The organism is Ktedonosporobacter rubrisoli (assembly GCF_004208415.1).
Taxonomy (GTDB): Bacteria; Chloroflexota; Ktedonobacteria; order Ktedonobacterales; family Ktedonobacteraceae; genus Ktedonosporobacter; species Ktedonosporobacter rubrisoli.
Genome location: NZ_CP035758.1, coordinates 10,051,136 through 10,070,230 on the forward strand (window position 1 = coordinate 10,051,136; position 19,095 = coordinate 10,070,230).

A 19,095-nucleotide genomic window follows, 5' to 3' on the forward strand; every position below is an offset into this window, starting at 1 on the left:
CTCAGGCCTGGCTAACTGCAGCGGCTATCCGCTGTCCCATCTCCTGTGTCCCAACTTTCTTTTTGCCTTCCTCCTGTATGTCTTCGGTGCGATAGCCCTCGTTAATGCAAGCCTCCACGGCCGCCTCGACCGCCTCGGCTTCGCGCGGCAGACTCAGCGAGTGGCGTAATAGCATAGCGGCGGAGAGGATGGCGGCGATAGGGTTGGCTTTGTCCTGGCCGGCGATATCCGGTGCTGAGCCATGAATTGGCTCGTAAAGGCCAAAGATCCCATGCTCAGTTTTGCGCGTGCCGAGACTGGCCGAAGGTAGCATGCCCATGGAACTGGCCAGCATTGAGGCTTCGTCGGTAAGAATATCACCAAAGAGATTTTCAGTTACAATCACGTCAAAATTGCTGGGGCGACGAATGAGATGCATAGCACAGGCATCTACGAGAAGATGCTCAGTGGCAATGTCGGGGTAATCGGCAGCCACGCGGTCTACGACGCGACGCCAGAGTACCGATGAGCTGAGCACATTGGCTTTATCTACGGAGGTAACTTTCTTCTGGCGTCCACGGGCGATATCAAAGGCCGTGCGCACGATTCGCTCTATCTCACCCTCTGTATAGAGGAGCGTGTCGATAGCTTCATAGCCCTTGTCAGTTTCGCGAATTTCACTGGGCTTACCCGGAATGCCTGGCTCCATATGGCCATAGTAAAGTCCACCGGTGAGCTCGCGCACAACTATCAAGTCTGTTCCCTGCAGGACTTCGGGCTTAATGCTGGAGGCATTGAGTAATGCTTTGAATGGGCGAACCGGGCGCAGATTAGCAAAGAACTCCAGCCCTTTGCGTAGCCTGAAGAGGGAACGCTCAGGCTTAATCTGTTGATTGGTTCCAGGCTTGGTGGGAACACCGACAGCGCCAAATAAGATCGCATCGCTGCGCTGGCATTGCTCCATAGTTGCGTCGGAGATGGCATCACCCTCGGCCTCGATAGCGGCGCCACCGACTAAGGCATGATGAAAAGTGAACGAATGGCCATAGCGAGAGGCAATTGCTTGTAAGACGCGTACTGCCTGATCGGTGACTTCTCGTCCGATGCCGTCGCCAGGCAAAACTGTAATTGTATAGTTTCCCAAAACATTGCTCCTTTGACAGTGATATGCTAGTTCGCTTTTAATGATACGCGTTTAACGTCAGGAAGACAACTCTTTCTTCTCCACTATTTCGCTATCGAAGGGCAGGCAAGGCTTTGTCGGGCCAGTGTTTTGCGCGAAGTGAGTGGTTAAGAAGTGGGAAGAGCGGCTCTGAGTCGCTCAGGTCTGGGCTGAAGGCCAAGCGACCAGCGATTGTGCTCTCGTGTCCTTTGCTAGTGCGCTTTTGCAAACTGTAGAGCCGTGTGAGAGGCTTATCGCTTAGTGGCACTACTGGATGCTTCGTGCTATAATAGGGGCAACGGTGGAGTGTCGAATAAGTCGCTTCCAAACTTATCTTATAAAATCCTGCAATTTTCAAAACCAAGCAATAGGTGCTGCTAAAACCTGTGCATTAGGAGTAATTAAGTTATGAGCAGCGAAATAAATCAAAATGGGAAAACGTCGGGAGCAACTGCTCGACGCAAGCCAGTGCCAATTGTTATGGCGACTGGTCCCCAGGAATATATCCCAGGAGATCAGGAATTACCGGTGCAGCTGACAAGTCTGGCTGATATGCTGCAGTGGGCTCAGAACTGGGCGCGCTCGAAGTCTGTATGGCCATTGGGATATGGCCTTGCCTGTTGTGCTATTGAAATGATGGCTTCGGCTCAGGCTCATTATGATCTGTCACGCTTTGGTTCAGAGGTATTCCGTTCAAGCCCGCGCCAGGCAGACTTAATGATTGTCGCAGGGACAGTATCCATAAAAATGGGGCCGCGTCTCCGCCTTCTGTGGGAGCAAATGCCAGAGCCTAAATGGGTTATCAGTATGGGGCAATGTGCGAACTCTGGTGGAGAATTTTATGATAGCTATTATACGGTCCAGGGTGTGGATACCATTGTGCCCGTTGATGTCTATGTACCTGGGTGCCCACCTCGCCCTGAAGCATTGATTGAAGGTATTCTCAAATTACGTGAGAAAATAGCCAAACAAGGTCTTAAAGTGCGTGGTGAGAAGGAAATAGAGGTGTAGTGTATGCGTGGTATTCTCGAAGGTATGGGCCTGACCTTTAGCCATCTCTTTCGCCCTAAGGTCACCAGGCTCTATCCTTACGAAAAGCCACGGCTGCCAGCACGGAGCCGTGGCTTAATCCAGTTGATCGCCGAAGAAGGGTTAAAGACCGAATTTAATCTGAAGTGCGAAGCATGCCTTCTCTGCGAAAAGGCCTGCCCCCCACGTGCGATTACCATTGAATATGAGCCACTCAACGAGTGGAAAGAACGCCCCTGGTATCAATCCTATATTCGCGAAGGGGCAGAAAAATTTACGCCGCGTAAGCTTACACCGGCGTCAGGCTCGCCCAAAGCGGGCTTTTATAAGACACGTATCTCCGAATATGCCGTGGAGTACTTTAACAGGCCGGTGGCACCGTGCGTGGCCATGCCTGTCAAGGACCATCTAGAGCCAGAGATTGATCTGAGTAAGGTTGATACGTTGCTGGCAACGTGGTCGCAAGAAGCTGGCGACTTACCGGCGCTCCTGGATGAGATCATGGATATCTACGGCTATCTTCCCTTAAAAGCCGCCAAGCGTGTTGTGCAGGCGCGTGGCGTGGATCTTAGCGATGTCTTTGGAATCGCTACCATGAGTCCCAAATTCAAGCCCGCCCCAGCCGTGAAGGGGATTACGCGTGACGATCAGCCCGAGCGCGGACTGGCTCCTGACAAGCGTGGAGTGTGGGGAAATATTCATCATGTGAGGCAGCCAAATGCCTGATTTCAAGAAAACTTATCGTGTCTTGCGCCTGCAAGATGATCCCGATGTACGTGAGCTCTCCGCCTATCGTAGCGCTGGTGGCTATGCTGCGCTAGAAAAAGCTATTCGCGAGCAAAGCCCTGAGCAGGTTATCCAGCAAGTAGTTGATGCGAAATTGCGGGGGAGAGGCGGAGCCGGTCGCCTCACCGGCGAAAAGTGGCGTATTGTGCGTCAGGCTGAAGATAATCAAAAATATGTCATCTGTAACGCCTACGACGCGGATAGCCGTTCGCTGCTTGCACGCTCATTGCTAGAGCACAATCCCCATCAGGTCATTGAAGGCATTGTCCTGGCGGCCTATGCTGTGGGAGCTTCTGAGGCCTATCTCTTCACCCGTAGCCTCTATCGTGAGGGAGTTGAGACAGTACGTGCGGCTCTGCAAGAGGCTGTGGAGGCTAACCTTGTTGGTCGCGATATCCTTGGCACTGATTATAGCTGTAATATCAGCGTGCTGGGAGTCGATATGGGCTTTATGGGCGGTGAAGAGACTGTTCAAATAGCTCTAATTAAGGGGCGGCGAGGCATGCCGGAGCAGCGTCCTCCGTATCCGGCGCAGTATGGTTTGTGGGATAAGCCAACGGCCATCAACAATATTGAGACCCTGGCCAATGTGCCGCTGATTGTGCGCGATGGCGCTTCTGCCTTTAGTAAGGTGGGTACCTCTATAACTGGGGGAACAAAGGTCCTGACCGTCTATGACTATGCTCCTGAGAGTAAGCCAGCCGTTGTTGAGGTCCCCTTTGGAACCACGCTTCGCGATATTTTAACACATGCAGGTTTGAGCCACGCGGATAATGAAGTGCGCGCAGTGGTTGTGGGTGGCGCTGAAGGTGGTGCTCTGCCTACTTCGTTATTGGATACGCCATATGATTTCGATCCGCTTGAGAATGCAGGTACTATCGTGGGATCTAGCGTTATTGAACTGCTCCCCATTAACACCTGTATGGTTGCCTGGGCCCTGGAGCGGAACCGTTATCTCAGCAAGGAATCATGTGGTAAATGTGTTCCATGCCGTCTGGGTGTGAAGCGCATTGCGGGCATTCTTGAAGGGATTGTAAGCGATCTGGGTGTCAATGGTGATCTAGAGGTTCTTGATGAGTTCGCAGAGTATGTGCCCAATGGCTCGCTATGTGGCTTTGGCGTGCAGGCTCCCAACTCTCTTAAGACGGCTAAACGCTACTGGCCCGAACATTTCACTATGCATATTCAAGAATTACAATGCCCAACGGGTACCTGTGTGCCTGTGCGCGCGCATCGTTTTGTGACGAAGCATGTCTTGCCATAATTGAGTTTTAGGAGCTTCGGAAAAGAAGATGGCTATATCAATCCGCGATAATTTCTCGCTCACAGTTCAGGAGCCTAAAGAGCCGATGGTGCGCAATGAGGTGGGTCATCCCAGCTTCACGATCACCGTCGATGGCAAAGTAATGCAGGCCTACGAGGGCCAGACCATCCTGAGCGTAGCAGAAGATAACGGGATTAGCGATATCCCTAATCTGTGTAATGATGAAAAGCTTGAGCCGACTTCGGCCTGTCGTATGTGCCTTGTGCATATCGAGGGCGTAGACCGGCCGCTGCCTTCGTGCAACACGGCAGCGACTCCCGGTATGGTCGTGACAACAAACTCAGATGAGCTCTTCCATATTCGGCGCACGAATCTTGAAATGATGCTCTCCGACCATAATGCTTATTGCCAGCCTCCCTGTCAGATAGACTGTCCTACGCACATCGACATTCCAGGATATTTGGAGCTCATTGCTAAGGGCTCGATGAAAGAGGCCGCACGCCTGGTTAAGGAAGTGCTGCCCTTCCCCTTTATTCTGGGTCTGACCTGCCCGGCGCCCTGTCAGAAGGCTTGCCGCCGCGGCCTTGTCGATGAGGAGATCGCTATATGTCGTATGCACGGCCACGCTGCTGAGACATGTCTGCTAGAGCCTCCCACCCCTTATGTCAAAGATCCAGCTACCGGGAAACGCGTGGCCGTTGTTGGTGCGGGTCCTGCTGGTCTATCCTGTGCCTATTATCTCGCGCTGCGCGGCCACTATTGCAAGGTATTCGATATGCAACCCCAGCCGGGTGGCATGCTGCGCTATGGCATTCCTGAGTACCGCCTGCAGAAGGATATGATGGATCGCGAGATCGATCATGTCTGGGATCTGGGCGTTGATCTGCAGACTAACGTCAAGCTGGGTACCGATTTCACTATTGATGATCTTTTCGCTCAGGGCTTTGATGCCGTCTATCTGGCCATAGGCTGCTGGACCAGTAACGCGTTGCGCGTGCCTGGTGAGGAGGCCGAGGGCGTGGTGAACGCGATTGCTTACCTTGGTGAGAAGGTAGAAGGCAAGCCCGTACCGGTCGACGATTCCAAGGAAGTCGTCGTTATCGGTGGTGGTTTTACCGCATTTGACTGCACGCGTACTTCGCTGCGTCTTGGCGCCAAAGTGCATACGATGTATCGTCGTGGTCGCGGCGAAATGGGCGCGACGATGGAAGAAGTTGAGGACGGTGAGGCCGAAGGCACGGATCTACAGCTCTTTGTCAGTCAGACGCGCATCGTTACTGAGAATGGTAAGGCAACGGGTGTCGAGTTTGTGAAGAACAAACTTGGCGAGCCCGACGCTAGTGGTCGTCGTCGCCCTGTCCCCATTCCTGGCTCTGAGTTCGTCGTGGGATGCGATACGGTGATCCCGGCCATTGGTCAGGCTGTGGACACAAAAGTACTTGACGAGAAATCTGGCGTGAAGTGGACGAAGTGGAAGACTATTCAGACTAACCCGCATAACTATATGACGGATCGCCAGGCTGTCTTTGCCGGTGGTGACTGTCAGATGGGAGCCAAGACGATTATCGAGTGCGTAGCACAGGGTAAACTTGGTGCGCGCTCTATCCATGCCTTCTTGATGGGTGAGGAAATGAGCGAGGTTGCGCGTCGTCTGGAACTGGAAGAGCGCAAGCCTGATCTCTTCGATATTGTCCCGTATAAGCCAGTTGAGCCAAAGGTGAAGATGCCCATGCTTCCTTATGAAGAGCGTAAGCGCAACTTCAGGCTCATTGAAATGGGCTATATCCAGGAACAGGCTGAGCGTGAGGCTGCCCGCTGCTTACAATGTGCCTGTCCGGCGGCTGGTCAATGCGATCTGCAGAAATACAGTATCGAGCATGGCCTGGCTGATAATCGCTTCCACGACGGCGAGCCCAGCGATTATCACGATTATGAGGTAGATGTCTCGCACAGCTTTATTCTGCGCGACCCCAATAAGTGCATTAACTGCACGCAGTGTGTGCGTGTCTGCCATGACGTCATCGGGCCAGATTGTTACGGTATGTTCGGTAAGGGCTTTGATACGATCGTCTCGACGCCGTTCAATGTAAGCTTGCATGATACTGACTGCGTTTCCTGCGGCGCCTGCGTTCAGGTATGTCCGACCGGCTCGCTGATGATGGCTGAACGTTACCTGGCCCGCTACGCCTTCGCCCTTGATCGCTGTATCTTCTGCGGCGATTGTGTTGAGGTCTGTCCTCACGGCGCTCTGGGTGAGACGCCTAACTTTGAGCTTTCCTTCTTCAATCGCTTTGGCGATGATGTGACTCTGGAGAAGGATGATCTGGCCAATGCCCCCGATTACCTGGTGCGCCAGCGCTTGCCACGTAGCAAGAAGAGCTTGCCGGTAATGAGCCCATTGGTTCGCCCATTGCCCGCTCGTGGCATTCGCGAGTAGCACCTGACAAAAACTTAGAGGCTGGAGTCTCATTCGAGGCTTTGGCCTTTTTTGTTGGCGTCTAAAGGGCTCCAGGCGAAGATGATGTATACTATACTGTAAATAGACTCGAAAACAGGTAGCCGTTCTTGAAGAGAGTTTAAGGGCAGTAACGTTCATCTACTAGCTAGATCTTATGGTGCTTGGAAAGGCTTGTTTGGTATGGTACAGCAGCGCGCTTTACGCTTCCCTGAAGGTTTTTTATGGGGCACGGCGTCTTCATCCCATCAGTGCGAAGGGGACAATACGAATAATCAGTGGTATCGCTGGGAGCAACAGGGGCGTATTCTGAGTGGGGATGTATGTGGGAAGGCAGCTAACTGGTGGCAGGCTGCTGAAAAAGATTTTGAGTTGGCGGAACAGATGGAGAACAGCGCGTTGCGCCTGAGCCTTGAGTGGAGCCGGATCGAACCAACGGAGGGACGTTGGGATAGTGCGGCGCTAGAGCGTTATCGTGCTATGCTGAAAGATCTGCAGCGGCGCGGGATGAAACCAGTTGTGACCTTGCACCATTTTACTGAACCGCTCTGGTTTGTTGAGCGAGGCGGTTTTGCCGAAGAAAGCAATATTCGCTACTTTATTCGTTACGTGCGCTATGTGGTTGAGGGCCTGACTGATCTTTGCGATTTCTGGGTGACCATAAATGAGCCGAATGTCTACGCGGTAGAAGGCTATTTGCTGGGCACATTTCCTCCTGCTGAACAGGACATGCGCAAGACCTTTTATGTGTTGCACAATCTCCTGCAGGCCCATATAGAAGCGTTTTATGCTATCCGCCGCATCCAGCCGAGAGCGCAAATTGGCTATTGCCTGCATTACCGTCTGTTTGATCCGGCCAATCCTCTCTCTCCGCTGGATCGTAGCACCGCAGAGCTTCATAATACCTTCTTTAACTGGGGGATCTTGCAGGCTGCCGAGAGTGGTTCCTTTCCTTTTCCGGCCAATCTATTTCTGGGGCCGCTAAGCAAAGCCGCAGGAGCCAGAGATTATCATGGGGTGAATTATTATACCCGCGAAATGGTGCGCTTTGATCCGGGCATGCCCTCAGAGATGTTCGGGCACCGCTTCTTACGTCCTGGTGCAGCACATAACGACCCGGGGATAGATGATAGTTTTGGAGAGATTTATCCAGAAGGGCTGTATCAGGTATTGAAGAATGTGTATAGGCGGGCGCGGGGAAATAAGCCAATCTTTATTACCGAAAATGGTTTTAGCGATGTCCTTGATGATCGACGGCCGCGTGCTATACTTGAGCATCTGGTGATGGTGCATCAAGCTATTCAAGAAGGAATTCCAGTGGGTGGGTATTTCCATTGGACGCTTGTAGACAATTTTGAATGGAACAACGGCTGGTATGTACGTTTTGGCTTGATCGAGATGGACCCTCGTACTCAAGTACGCACGCCGCGGCGCAGTGCCAGCATGTTTGGAGAGATTTGTCGCGCGAATGCTATCACCGAAGAGATTGTTGAGCGCTATGCTCCTGAAGCAGCTGAGGCTATCTTTGGTGCGGCAGGAGGAACGCCGCGCCAACTGATCGTTTAAGGCGTCATAAACTGGCAGATATAGGGGGATACAGGGCCAGCGGTCTTGTAAGCAGGCGTGCCAGGGAAAGCAGGTGGTAAGAGCTGTTGTTGCTGAAGCGTCTCCTGAAGAATATCGTGGGCTCCAATGCGCCTGGCCGTAGTAAGGGCTGTGTTAAGGATGGCCTGCGCTGCGCGTGCGGCGCGATCGCTGCTAGTTCGGGACCAGGCCTCGCCTAGCCAGAAGCTCGCTCGGATGCGCTCGCGGGCTGCTTCAAGTTGCTGCTGCTTCTCAGTTGTGCAAGTATCCCAAAAGCGCCAGATCCGCCAGGCTTTCTTAAAATGAACAAGACTGGCTCCCGGATAATTTTGTTGCAGTTGATAAATGCCTGAAGCGATCTCAAACCAGCCCCAGGCTTGAGCTTCGGCAAATGAGCGCGTAGTGAAAGGGGCTTGAGCCGTGCCATGTTGGACAATTGAAAGTTCTCCGCTGAGCCGCCGTAGCGCGGTATATGTCCGCAGGAGTAAGGCATTTGCATCATGTAGATCGCCCCGCAAGCAGATTTGTAATGCTTGCTGAGCGCATGCTCTGGCATTTTCGTAGGAAAGAAGTGCTTCTTCCATGCTAAATGTACCTTTCCTGGCTGCTTCCCCGTGCTATAGATGTCCTATGGTTTTATCAAGGCCTGCGCGTAGTTCAAGGCTTCTGCGTACAGTATAGTCTGTCTTTTCGAGGATAGCTAGCTCTTCGTCTCGCTTTAAGCGAAAGCATAGAGCGACGCCCGCCGCTGGCTGTGCTCTATGATTACTTGTACTGACGTGGACGAGGGAAGGATCGAAGCCAGAAAGAGAGCATGATAAGGCTAAAATATGTGCAATAACCATACCCCATATACCTACTACTACAGCTCTCTGCGAGGGAATGAAGCTTTGGGGCGGAGAAAGAAGTTAGTACTTGATAGATAGCTTGTCACGTATAAGCGCGACGTGCTACACTCTGTAGCGGGATATAGTAATATCGTTAAACTAGATCCTTAAAGCTATCATAAAAATAGGGTGATAAATAAGAGATGGATAAGGCAACGTCAATTTCTGAGATGCACAAATTTCGCTTTGGTAGCAAAGTATTTTGCTCTGATGGTGAAGATGGTGTGCTAACACATGTGTGTTTTGATTCCGCTACCTCGCGTTTGACTCATGTGGGTGTGAAGCAAGGGCGTATCTTCGGGAAGACCGTATATCTGGCTGTCGAGCAGATTGTCGATGCCTCTAGCGAAGCTGTGAGACTGGGTATAACGCTCGATGAATTAGCAAAGGCCAGCGCTTCAGAGCCAACGGGAGCCTTATTTGATGGCAGGAGCGCGGTGCGGCAGGATAATGGTAGCGCTAGAGGAACATTGCTCCTTGTGGGAGTGCATCCCGATAACGATGAGCTTGCATATATTGTGGCCCGTGGTTTGCACGCTGGTCAGGATACCTTATTGCTGGGTGCACATATAACGAGGCTGGAGCGGGGGCAGATAGCCTTTTCTCTGCCTGATGCGGCGCTGCAGACGCTTCCCCCCTATCGCTCGGATGCCGAACTGCAAAGGGAGGTAGAAGAGATTCTTTTTGATCTTACGCCACTGCATGTGGATTTTAAGGGAATGCGCGTGCGCGTACTGGATAGCGTGCTGTACCTGGATGGGAATATTTCTAGCTCGCTGCGGGGCGATATGGTACAGGATCAGGCCATGGGCGTACAGGGTCTGCTAGAGATTAAAAATCGTCTCGTGGGAGATGACAAGCTCGCTGGTGATCTGGCTATGGCGCTTTCTCGTGATCCGCGAACACGTGAGCTACCTATTGGGGTCTATCCGCGCCTTGGTGTTGTGCGCTTGAGCGGGGCCGTGCACAATGGGCAACAGAAGGAAGCTGCTGGGGAAATTGCAAGTAAATTTGCCGGTGTACAGGCTGTGACCAATGATCTTGTGGTTGATCCTAAGGCTGACATGCTGCGCGTAATGTCGTCTGCCGCTGGCGGCGAAGCTGATGATATTGTGCCAGGTAAATATATCAGACACACAAAGTAATAAATCCTTGAACAAAGATCGAAGGTCTGGCAGTATTAGATAGCTTGTTTAGTAGTGCCAGGCCTTCGATTTCGTGTCTTCTGAGAATGCGCGATACCAGCTAAAGCGCGCTTATTGGCGCAGGGCTTGATCTAGATCGTTAATGATATCCTCAATATTTTCGATACCTACCGAAAGCCTGATACAGCCCTCGCTAATGCCTAGATTGCGGCGCTCTTGCTCGGTTAAGGTGCGGTGGGAAGAGACTGGCGGATAGGTTACTAGCGAGAAGACGTCTCCTAATGTCGTGGCTGGCAGACAGAGCTGCAGGCTATCCATAAAGCAATAGACTGCTTGTCGCGATTGCTCTTTGAGATCAAAGGAAAGCAAGCCGCCGTAGCGCCCATCTCCCAGCAGCTTGTTGGCAAGGGCATGCTGTGGATGCTGAGGTAAGCCTGGATAGTAGACCCGCGTCACTGCCGGGTGCTGCGCCAGAAAATGGGCAACTTGTAAGGCATTGCTGCAGTGCCGTTCCATACGTAGGGCCAGCGTCCGTAATCCGCGCGTCATGAGATGGGCATCAAACGGGCTGAGCATAGCGCCCAGTAGGTTGGCATAGTTGCGCAATTGGTCGAGTAAGACCCGCTTAGCGCTGGTAACAGCACCCCCGGTACTATCTCCATGACCGCTGATATATTTTGTCGTGCTATGTATAACAAGATCGATACCATGCTCAATCGGTCTGAGCAGATAAGGTGTTGTGAAAGTGCTATCAACCAGCGTAATGGCCTCTACTTCACGGGCCGCGGCGCTGATCGCATCAAGGTCGATAATCCGGGTCAGTGGATTGGAGATCGTTTCTATAAAGATGACATCGGGTTCTTCCTCACGGATAAAGTCTGCTGCATCTGGTGTGCAGAGATCACGCAATATCACTTGAACGCCAATGGGTATGAAGACCTTTTGTAACAGGCTAATGCTGGCGCCATAAAGGTCTTGCGAAGCTACAATTTTGGCTCCTGGGGCAAGGCCAGCCGCCATAAGTGCCGCATGGATAGCCGCCATACCTGAGCTAAAAGAGATTGTGCCAATGCCCCCCTCAACCCTGTTTAGCGCTTCTTCAAATGCATTAGCGCTTAAATTACCCTGACGAGCATACACAAAGGCGGCCTCGCCCTCGGGGGTGGTTCCGTTGAAGGCCTGGTCCAGGGCTTCTGTGCTGCTATGTAAATAGGTAGTGCTGGCATAAATAGGTGGGACCGTGGGGGTCCCGACGCTGGCAGTGGCTCCGTGGTGTCGGCTGCCATGCACAAGTTGGGTATCGATGTGTAAGGGTGATGATGCGTGATCGCGTTCTGTCATGATAAACCTCGGTGGCACTGGTAATGTGCTTTTTCAAAGAGCTAAGGCGTACACAATCTGTTAAGATACTGCAGCGATGCTAGCAACTCCGTAATTGGAGGCAACTTTGCTTCACTTTCCGCAACCCACTGGGCATAAAGAGCGCCGTAGCGACTGGCCAGGATGATGCAAGGAGCGAGAGCATGCGTTTCACTCTCCCAGTAGGTGTAGCGTGCAATAACCTCTCCTTGAGGATCAGCAAGGAGCGGAAAAGGCAGTTGCAACGTTTCCTGTGCCTGTAAATTTGTGATTACAGGATCTGCAGTGATGGCCAGGATGGCACATTCTTCCTCACGGAAAGCTTTAAAATCATGGGCGAAAGCACGTAAAAATCCGCGTTCCTCGCTGTTTGTAGCGCTACGTGTGAAGAGCAAAACAAGATGCTCGCGCTGTTTGTAATCCCACGGGCTATGGGGCATGCCATCGGCGCCGGGAAGCGAAAAAGCCGGGATAGTCTGGTCTTTTTCAAGCCGTGGATAGGCTGATTGTAATGGATTGAACATATATCCTCCAGATACTGCAGGCGTGCTTGTTCTTATCGCTTTCATTGGATAATGCCTATGGACATTATCAGGCTGCTGCACTCTCTATTAAAAGTGATGCATGCCCTTATTATACAGCCTGAATTTGGGTGTCTGCTCAGGGCCGTCACAGGATGAGATCGGGCAATGCCCGTCCTTAACAGACGTTCTGCAATGATGCCGCGTGCTTGCGGTCAGCAATCTGCTGGGCTCCGGGTTGCTATTTCTCCAGGAGAGGCAAAACCTTTTCCTCGATTGCCGCAGCAACGCCGTCTTCGGCATTAGGGAGCGTCACGTAATCTGCTTCAGCCTTCACTTCGTTTGAGGCATTCCCCATGGCAATACCCAGCCCGGCAAAGCGTAGCATGCCAATATCATTGTGATTATCCCCGATCGCGACGATCTCTTCGGGCGCAATGCCTAAAATATTGGCGATAATGCCAAGCGCATAGCCTTTAGAGACAACGGGATGCATAAATTCCAGGAGTTCGCTCGAAGCCTGCGTTACATAAAGCTGCCCTGCCAGGCGTTGTTCGAGCTCTATACGTTTCTGGCGCAGCGTCTCAGCCGCTCCCACCCCAACTAGCTTAATACAAGGTCGTGGATATAGCGATGCGACATCAGTTACCTCCAGGGCTGGGGGTGCGGGAGGACGGTACCAGTTACGGGCGTTAGGCGTATTTTGGTCGACGAAGACATGCTGATGGGTATGGTAAACACGATAGAGCCCTGCTTCACGCATGACTGCCAGCGTCGGTAAAATAAGCTCTTCTGGAACAAGGTGCTCGTGCAGGACAACCCCGCTGTGGATATCAGCGATCATCGCCCCATTATAGACAATTTGGGGCGCGTTGAGTGGAAGCTCCGCGCAGACTGCTCGCAATACATTGAGGGTCTGGCCCGTGGCTACGACGATAGTCATGCCGGCCTCAACCGCTTTGCTTACAGCTGCAAAGTTGCGTGGTGTGATTTTATGTTCGGGGGTAAGTAAGGTTCCATCGAGATCTATAGCGAGTAGACGATACATGGAAAGAAGCGCTCCTTTTAAAAGACAGTCAGTATTTCTATAGTTCAGTTTCGTATTTAGTATATGCGCGGCTTACTTGTCATGGCAAGGTAACAGAATCCTTAAGAGGTATGTACGTGAGATGTATAAACTAAACCCGAAAGCTTGTCAAACGCCTATAATGTTCTTATACTAGACAGCATACCATGGGGGTTTGTTAGTCTGAGTTATAGGGAGAGTAATATGGTGGAACATACGCAGAGAGCACGTTTGGATTATGTGAATACAGTATTCGTGGTTGGGAGCGGGAAAGGGGGCGTAGGCAAATCAACTGTGAGCGTGAATCTGGCTGTGGCTCTGGCCCAAAGGGGGGCGAGCGTGGGTCTGCTCGATGGAGATGCCTATGGCCCGAGTATACCTTTGATGTTGGGCGTGCGCAAACGCGCAGCCAGCCAGGGGACGGGTGCCGTCTTACCACTGGCAGAGCGAAAAGAAATTGCCCCTGAGAAGAAATTGCAGCCGCTTCTGCGCTACGGCGTCAAGGTGATGTCTGTCGGTTTCTTTATTGGCGAGGAGCAGGCTGTGGCGCCGATGCCAGATGTGCTGGGTTTACTTATTCGTCAGCTTCTCTATTCGGTCAACTGGGGAGAGCTTGATTACTTGATCATCGATCTGCCTCCGGGAACCAGTGAGCCACAGGCAACTTTGTGCCGGGAAGTGCAGCTTGATGGTGCTGTATTGGTCACTACACCCCAGGATATCGCCCGCATTGATACTTCGAAGGCCCTGACGATGTTTAAGAATGGAAATGTTCCTGTTCTTGGTGTGATTCAGAATATGGATGGTTTTATGTGTCCACATTGCGGCGAGAGGGTAGAGATTTTTCCCCAGAGCAGGGAAGCTCGTGTTCAGCTCGATGATTTGCCTTTGCTAGGACGAATACCGCTTGATCCGTCTGCTGCGGCCTACAGCGATAAAGGATACCCTGCAGTTGTAAGTATGCCGGAATCTCCTGTCGCGCAAGCTCTCGTGGATGCTGCTGAGCAGGTCGCAGCTTCAGCCGCGCGGCTGAAACGTGTGTCTGCTGCCGATGAAAAAGAAAAGGGAGATACGGAGGAAAAGGCTCAAACTGAGGATGAAAGAGAAGATTAAGGGAATACTGGCTGGCATAGCTTTGCGGATTATTGCTCTTTTTACATTAGGACAGATTTCTCCTATTTTAAGCGCCTGCGTAATTATTGAGCGAGATGGAAAATTTCTTTTGATTGAGCGTTCTGATGGCCTTGGGTATACGATTCCAGGGGGAATTGTACGCTATCGGGAGACAGTGGAACATTGCGTACTGCGCGAGGCACAGGAAGAGACCGGCTATGTTGTCTCGATTACGGGATTTGTAGGGGTGTATTCTGCGCTGAAACGAGATCCGCGTTTTAGAGCTGTTTCGCTGGCGTATAGAGGTGAAATTATTGGAGGCACCCAACATAGCTCTGGTGAAGGAGAGGCCTGCTGGCGCGAACCTGGCGAAGTTTTTGGGCATATGGCATTTGATTGTGAAAAGATGCTCAAGGATTATTTAAATAATTCACTTAACCTCTCATGATATCGGTTTTGCCTGGAAAGGAGTGCTATACACTATGGCGGAGATGATCACGTTAGACATTGCTGGCTACCATGGCGAGCGCGTTCCAAATACTTTCTGGCGCCAGGAAAAGGAAGCTGAACATATTGCTGTTATTTTGCCCGGCATTGGCTATACCTGTCAGATGCCGTTGCTCTTTTACGCAACCCGCGTTCTGCAGGATCAGGGAGCCGATGTGCTATGGGTTGAGTATAACCAGAGAGCCGATTTTAAAGCGCAGGCCGGAGCAGAGCTGGCCCAGCTTCTCAATGCTGACGTGGGGGCTGCCTGCCAGGCTGTTCTGACCCAGAGAAAATATCGCCAGATAACGATAATTGGTAAGTCGCTGGGGACACTGGCAATGGGCGCTTTGCTGACGACTGATCCCCGTTTGGCCCAGGCAAAGGCTGTTTGGCTTACGCCTCTGCTTTCACGAGCTGCTCTATGTGCGCAAATTATCAGCTACGGCCGGCGCTCGCTCCTGGTCATTGGCACTGCTGATGGACATTATGATCCTGCTCCTCTGGCAGAGATTCAGACGGCAACACATAGCGAACTGCTAGTTATTGCAGGGGCAAATCATGGTATGGAGATAGCCGGAGATGTCTTGCAATCATTGAGGGCTATGGAGCAAATCATGCAGGCTTTGCAAACATTTCTCAGTACAGAGTAAAGGCGCTAAGGAAGTATCTTTGGATAAGGTTCAGGCGTGCCGGGCCTTTGGTCTTAACAACGTTTCCCGGCTACGTTCTGTGGTATAGTATGTACATTTGTGAGATATTCCGATACAGAAGTACTTTGCGGCCGGGGATTTCTGGGAATGTGGGCTCCGCGAGTGCTACAATAAGAGTAGCACGATTAGCAAAGAGGAGATGAAGTCTTATGCCTATCTGCCTGATCTGTGACGATACGGGCTTGCAGAACTCGGATTCGGAACATCCAGAGTTCTGTTTCTGCTCAGCCGGGAAAAAGGCGCGTCGCCAATGGGAAATGAGCAAGGCAAGCGAGAAGCAAGGAAAAGGGTCGCCAAAGCCAGCGAGTTTTATTGATATTGCTCAGCTTGAGCAAGTCAATGCAAGCGTAGATGCCATGCGAGCTTCATTGCTTGGTTCGGCCGCTGCGGAGACTACCACTACAACAAAGCACGCAGCTGTCCAGCTCTTGTACCAGGTTGCGCATCCGGGCCATGAAGTTTCTGTGGGCGAGGCGACTCAGCTCTATGATCTGGCCAAGGTTCTAGAGGTTTTTCTAAGCGGATTGACACCGATTGGCCGCAATCTCAAGCGCTAGTCGCTGCCCTGCAAGGATGCAGGCGTAGATACGCGGAATGTATGATACTAGATCTGCCGCGCAGAACAACTGAGGTAGCCCGCTAACGTCAAGAGCTGTAAAGTCCAACTAAGAACATAGGAAACTTTTGCCACCGGTAAGGAGCATTGAGGCCGCGCCTCCTGCGTTTTCCTTAGTTGGAAGTACCACATTTTCGATATGTGGTTTGATCCGCCGTTAATAGCAAAAAAGATGTACAAATATTGACACATTACCTTTTCTCCTCTATACTTTGCGCGTAAGCTTACTCTTCTTGAGGCAGATGTGGGTGTCCCGAGGTCTCTAGCTACCTCGGGGTTTTGTTTATCGGAATAGATGCCTATTGGTGGTGTGGAGAGACCTCTGGTAGGGAGGGGAGGGCTCAGTGAAGAGAAGAGCGCCGATGCAATAATTGCATGTTTTTATTTATCTATGAACGGTTTTGTCCATAACGAGGGCTAATAGAGTGCATGTAGGCTTGGTCGTATGGATAACATGTATTCAAGGTCATCGGTTATGTGCCAGAACCAGTTAGGTAGCTCAATAGCGTTGTAAGCGTAGATTTATTTGAGCAGAGAGGGATATATTATGACGTGCCCACGGTGTGGCAATGAGTGGGATGTAAGTAAGAGTCCTTGTTCGCGTTGCGGTCTTCTAGTACGCTTACCTGGCTATTCAGGAGCGGCGCGTACACAGGCACCGCAAACACAGCAGTCGCAACCGGGTGTGGCACCCGTGCAACGTCCCAGTGAAGCCGCGTTTGGCCAGCCTGGCAGCACGACGATACCTCCACTATCGGCATCTCCTAAGCCTCAACGAGAGAATCCCTTTGGTAGCTCTGCATTTCCACCTTCTCAATCTGAGCGTAATGCAGGAGGGCTATCAGGGCCAAAGCCGGGATCTAATGCGCAATTTCCGCTTTCTTCTCCACAAGGCTATAATATTGGAGAGCTGCCAGGAGCGAATACACCGCTTCCACCACTTCCGGGGCCTGGGCGAATTTCGAGCGGCCTGGATTTTTCACAAGAGCAAGCATCAAATGTTTCGGGTTCTTTGGGATCTACGTTCCCTCCAACAAATAGGGATAGCAATCCGTTCCTGGGAGGCGGCGCCGTGCCCCGATCAGGCTCGAACTCGAATCTCAGCTCCTCACAGCAGCTGGGAGGCTCGAATCCAGCGAATTTCGGATCAAGAAGTACTCCCTCACAGCCGGGCTCAACGCCCTCGCAGCAGCTGGGAGGCTCAAACTCGGGAACCTTTGGGGCAAGGAATACACCTTCGCAGCCGAATTTGACACGTTCCCAACAATTGGGAGGATCGAACCCCGGGACCTTTGGGGCAAGGAATACGCCTTCGCAGCCGAATCTCAGCTCCTCACAGCAGTCAGGGGGATCGAACCCGGGAACCTTTGGAACGAGGAATACGCCTTCGCAGGCAGGATTAACTCCTTCGCAGCAGCTGGGAGGCTCGAATCCAGCGAATTTCAGGTCAAGAAGTACTCCCTCACAGCCGGGCTTAACCCCTTCACAGCAGTTGGGAGGCTCGAACCCGGGAAATTTCGGGACAAGAAATACGCCTTCGCAGACGGGCACTGGTTTTACTTCTGGAGCGCGTAGCATAGATAATATTGCTGTTCCCAACACTCCTCGCCCCCAGACTCCATTTCGAGCCAGCCGCCTGGTCACTGATCCAACACAAGAGCGTTCTCAGCCTCCAATGACGCCGCTGCCGCAGACCCCATCGGGTGATCCTATCTCACCGCTGCCCCTGGCCGCTAGTGAAGGTGCTGCCGCAAAAAACATGCTTATGCCTGGTACTTTGCTGCGCGGCGGTCGCTATCGCTTGCAGGAATTGCAGGAACACCAGGAATGGGCTCTTGGCGTCTATGAGGATACGTGGATTGCTCAGGATTCGCAGCGCGCCGGAGCGCCGGTCATGGTCTGTGAAGTTGTTATGCCCGATAGCACATCGATGCTTGGACAATCTATCCTGCGTGCGGCAACTGTTGCCCTTACCTCGGTAGGACGGCATCCACGCATCCCCACTCTTTGGGATGCCTTCGGCGAGCAGGGGCGCAGCTTCTTTGTCTTTGAGCCCTTGGATGGCGAAAGCCTGGTTAATCATATGCGGCGAACCGGGAGAGCGCTGCCTGAGCAAGAAGTCATCGAATGTTGTCTGCAGATGACCGAAGTTCTGGAATTATTGGCGCAGCAGTCTCCGCCTCTGGTGCATGGGCGGATTCAGCCGGAACATATCGTGGTGAGCTTATCCGGTGATCAGTATAAACTTACCGACTTTTCTATTCTCCTGGCCGGTGGAGCAACCCAGTATATAACGGGAAATGACCGGGCTCGCCTGACTCCCTATATGGCTCCTGAGTTTAGCCGCGGAGTCATCGATGTTCGTTCCGACCTGTACTCGCTCCTGGCCACTGCCTATCATGCAGTGACTGGTACTATGCCCAGCGCAATAGGTGGAAGTGCAACAATTCCCTCGGCGCGACGACTCAACCCAGCAATATCAGCGGAATTCGATGCAATTCTCTCAAAGGGCTTGCGCCCGGGTGCCAATCAGCGCTATCAGCGTCCCTCAGAGTTGCGTCAGGAATTGTTGGCGATTCGTTCAGCCGGAAGCAATGCTACCCTGGGCAATGGGTTTGTCCTTGGCAGCAGTTTGCCCGAAATGCCAGCTCAGGCCCCAGCTTCTTCCTCGCTCGTAGCGAATCAGGGCGTGCCCGATAGCGTGGCCCAGATGCTGCCAAACTTGTTGGGTGCAGGCCTTGAGGATGATGAGCAGGACCGCAAGTTGCTGCTGCCTCGACCAGAAGAGTTGCCGCCGCTGGAAGAGAAGAATGATTTGCGGGCCTCGATATTCTGGCTCAGCGGCATATTGGTATCTTTAATAGTCGTTGTGGCGATAGGTCGCGGTCTGGGCTAAGTAAACAGGGAAGCGTGAGCGCATTGCCTTCATC

16 protein-coding genes are annotated in these 19,095 nt (G+C 52.2%); 11 read left to right on the plus strand and 5 right to left on the minus strand.

Annotated features, from left to right (window positions below; translation table 11 throughout):
• Position 1: 1 nt before the first annotated feature.
• The gene (leuB, locus tag EPA93_RS43040; protein ID WP_129893461.1) at positions 2–1,123 is read right to left on the minus strand and encodes a 3-isopropylmalate dehydrogenase; all 1,122 of its coding nucleotides are present in this window, start codon (positions 1,121–1,123) and stop codon (positions 2–4) included.
• 570 nt (positions 1,124–1,693) lie between these two features.
• Here leuB and EPA93_RS43045 point away from each other — a divergent pair.
• From EPA93_RS43045 to EPA93_RS43065, 5 genes are all read left to right on the plus strand, one after another.
• Positions 1,694–2,152, plus strand: a complete 459-nt coding sequence (locus EPA93_RS43045; RefSeq protein WP_207229702.1) for an NADH-quinone oxidoreductase subunit B — start codon at positions 1,694–1,696, stop codon at positions 2,150–2,152.
• Between the two features lie 3 nt (positions 2,153–2,155).
• Entirely contained in the window at positions 2,156–2,896 is a 741-nt protein-coding gene (locus EPA93_RS43050) for a hypothetical protein (protein ID WP_129893463.1), read from the plus strand.
• Positions 2,889–4,220, plus strand: coding sequence for a complex I 51 kDa subunit family protein (locus EPA93_RS43055; protein ID WP_129893464.1), 1,332 nt, complete (start codon positions 2,889–2,891; stop codon positions 4,218–4,220). The genes EPA93_RS43050 and EPA93_RS43055 overlap by 8 nt, the downstream gene beginning before the upstream one ends.
• A gap of 28 nt (positions 4,221–4,248) precedes the next feature.
• Positions 4,249–6,657, plus strand: coding sequence for an FAD-dependent oxidoreductase (locus EPA93_RS43060; RefSeq protein ID WP_129893465.1), 2,409 nt, complete (start codon positions 4,249–4,251; stop codon positions 6,655–6,657).
• 201 nt (positions 6,658–6,858) lie between these two features.
• Positions 6,859–8,241 carry a glycoside hydrolase family 1 protein gene (locus EPA93_RS43065; protein WP_129893466.1) on the plus strand — a complete coding sequence of 461 codons (1,383 nt, stop codon included), beginning with the start codon at positions 6,859–6,861 and terminating at the stop codon, positions 8,239–8,241.
• Here EPA93_RS43065 and EPA93_RS43070 read toward each other — a convergent pair.
• Positions 8,238–8,843, minus strand: a complete 606-nt coding sequence (locus EPA93_RS43070) for a hypothetical protein (RefSeq protein WP_129893467.1) — start codon at positions 8,841–8,843, stop codon at positions 8,238–8,240. The genes EPA93_RS43065 and EPA93_RS43070 overlap by 4 nt on opposite strands.
• A 446-nt stretch (positions 8,844–9,289) precedes the next feature.
• Between EPA93_RS43070 and EPA93_RS43075 the strand changes: the two genes are divergently transcribed.
• Positions 9,290–10,291: a BON domain-containing protein gene (locus EPA93_RS43075; protein ID WP_129893468.1), complete on the plus strand. Its 1,002-nt coding sequence runs from the start codon at positions 9,290–9,292 to the stop codon at positions 10,289–10,291.
• A 111-nt stretch (positions 10,292–10,402) separates the two neighbouring features.
• Here the strand turns inward: EPA93_RS43075 and EPA93_RS43080 are convergent, their stop codons facing one another.
• The 3 genes from EPA93_RS43080 to EPA93_RS43090 all read right to left on the minus strand — a co-directional run bounded on the left by EPA93_RS43080 (position 10,403) and on the right by EPA93_RS43090 (position 13,219).
• A complete protein-coding gene (locus EPA93_RS43080) occupies positions 10,403–11,632 on the minus strand; it encodes a trans-sulfuration enzyme family protein (RefSeq protein WP_129893469.1) in 1,230 nt (409 codons plus the stop codon).
• A 41-nt stretch (positions 11,633–11,673) separates the two neighbouring features.
• Positions 11,674–12,174: a redoxin domain-containing protein gene (locus tag EPA93_RS43085; RefSeq protein ID WP_165423779.1), complete on the minus strand. Its 501-nt coding sequence runs from the start codon at positions 12,172–12,174 to the stop codon at positions 11,674–11,676.
• A gap of 238 nt (positions 12,175–12,412) precedes the next feature.
• Positions 12,413–13,219, minus strand: a complete 807-nt coding sequence (locus EPA93_RS43090) for a Cof-type HAD-IIB family hydrolase (RefSeq protein ID WP_129893471.1) — start codon at positions 13,217–13,219, stop codon at positions 12,413–12,415.
• Positions 13,220–13,441: 222 nt separating this feature from the next.
• On the opposite strand from EPA93_RS43090, the gene EPA93_RS43095 reads away from it, so the two are divergent.
• The 5 genes from EPA93_RS43095 (at position 13,442) to EPA93_RS43115 (ending at position 19,061) form a co-directional block, all read left to right on the plus strand.
• A complete protein-coding gene (locus EPA93_RS43095; RefSeq protein WP_129893472.1) occupies positions 13,442–14,350 on the plus strand; it encodes an Mrp/NBP35 family ATP-binding protein in 909 nt (302 codons plus the stop codon).
• Positions 14,334–14,798 (plus strand): NUDIX hydrolase, encoded by a 465-nt coding sequence (locus EPA93_RS43100; RefSeq protein ID WP_165423780.1) that lies wholly within the window; start codon positions 14,334–14,336, stop codon positions 14,796–14,798. Before EPA93_RS43095 ends, EPA93_RS43100 begins: the two co-directional genes overlap by 17 nt.
• 34 nt (positions 14,799–14,832) lie before the next feature.
• Positions 14,833–15,489, plus strand: a complete 657-nt coding sequence (locus EPA93_RS43105) for a hypothetical protein (RefSeq protein ID WP_129893474.1) — start codon at positions 14,833–14,835, stop codon at positions 15,487–15,489.
• A 209-nt stretch (positions 15,490–15,698) separates the two neighbouring features.
• On the plus strand, positions 15,699–16,106 hold the full coding sequence (locus EPA93_RS43110; RefSeq protein WP_129893475.1) for a hypothetical protein: 408 nt from the start codon (positions 15,699–15,701) through the stop codon (positions 16,104–16,106).
• A gap of 606 nt (positions 16,107–16,712) precedes the next feature.
• Positions 16,713–19,061 (plus strand): serine/threonine protein kinase, encoded by a 2,349-nt coding sequence (locus tag EPA93_RS43115; RefSeq protein WP_129893476.1) that lies wholly within the window; start codon positions 16,713–16,715, stop codon positions 19,059–19,061.
• Positions 19,062–19,095 lie beyond the last annotated feature (34 nt).

What these genes read in the sequence shown, in the direction of transcription:
- EPA93_RS43060 (WP_129893465.1), top strand. Translation starts at nt 4,249, where the DNA reads ATGGCTATATCAATCCGCGATAATTTCTCGCTCACAGTTCAGGAGCCT.
- EPA93_RS43085 (WP_165423779.1), bottom strand. Translation starts at nt 12,174, where the DNA reads ATGTTCAATCCATTACAATCAGCCTATCCACGGCTTGAAAAAGACCAG.
- EPA93_RS43090 (WP_129893471.1), bottom strand. Translation starts at nt 13,219, where the DNA reads ATGTATCGTCTACTCGCTATAGATCTCGATGGAACCTTACTTACCCCC.
- EPA93_RS43105 (WP_129893474.1), top strand. Translation starts at nt 14,833, where the DNA reads ATGGCGGAGATGATCACGTTAGACATTGCTGGCTACCATGGCGAGCGC.
- EPA93_RS43070 (WP_129893467.1), bottom strand. Translation starts at nt 8,843, where the DNA reads ATGGAAGAAGCACTTCTTTCCTACGAAAATGCCAGAGCATGCGCTCAG.
- EPA93_RS43100 (WP_165423780.1), top strand. Translation starts at nt 14,334, where the DNA reads ATGAAAGAGAAGATTAAGGGAATACTGGCTGGCATAGCTTTGCGGATT.
- EPA93_RS43110 (WP_129893475.1), top strand. Translation starts at nt 15,699, where the DNA reads ATGCCTATCTGCCTGATCTGTGACGATACGGGCTTGCAGAACTCGGAT.
- EPA93_RS43045 (WP_207229702.1), top strand. Translation starts at nt 1,694, where the DNA reads ATGCTGCAGTGGGCTCAGAACTGGGCGCGCTCGAAGTCTGTATGGCCA.
- EPA93_RS43065 (WP_129893466.1), top strand. Translation starts at nt 6,859, where the DNA reads ATGGTACAGCAGCGCGCTTTACGCTTCCCTGAAGGTTTTTTATGGGGC.
- EPA93_RS43080 (WP_129893469.1), bottom strand. Translation starts at nt 11,632, where the DNA reads ATGACAGAACGCGATCACGCATCATCACCCTTACACATCGATACCCAA.
- EPA93_RS43050 (WP_129893463.1), top strand. Translation starts at nt 2,156, where the DNA reads ATGCGTGGTATTCTCGAAGGTATGGGCCTGACCTTTAGCCATCTCTTT.
- EPA93_RS43115 (WP_129893476.1), top strand. Translation starts at nt 16,713, where the DNA reads ATGACGTGCCCACGGTGTGGCAATGAGTGGGATGTAAGTAAGAGTCCT.
- EPA93_RS43055 (WP_129893464.1), top strand. Translation starts at nt 2,889, where the DNA reads ATGCCTGATTTCAAGAAAACTTATCGTGTCTTGCGCCTGCAAGATGAT.
- EPA93_RS43075 (WP_129893468.1), top strand. Translation starts at nt 9,290, where the DNA reads ATGGATAAGGCAACGTCAATTTCTGAGATGCACAAATTTCGCTTTGGT.
- EPA93_RS43095 (WP_129893472.1), top strand. Translation starts at nt 13,442, where the DNA reads ATGGTGGAACATACGCAGAGAGCACGTTTGGATTATGTGAATACAGTA.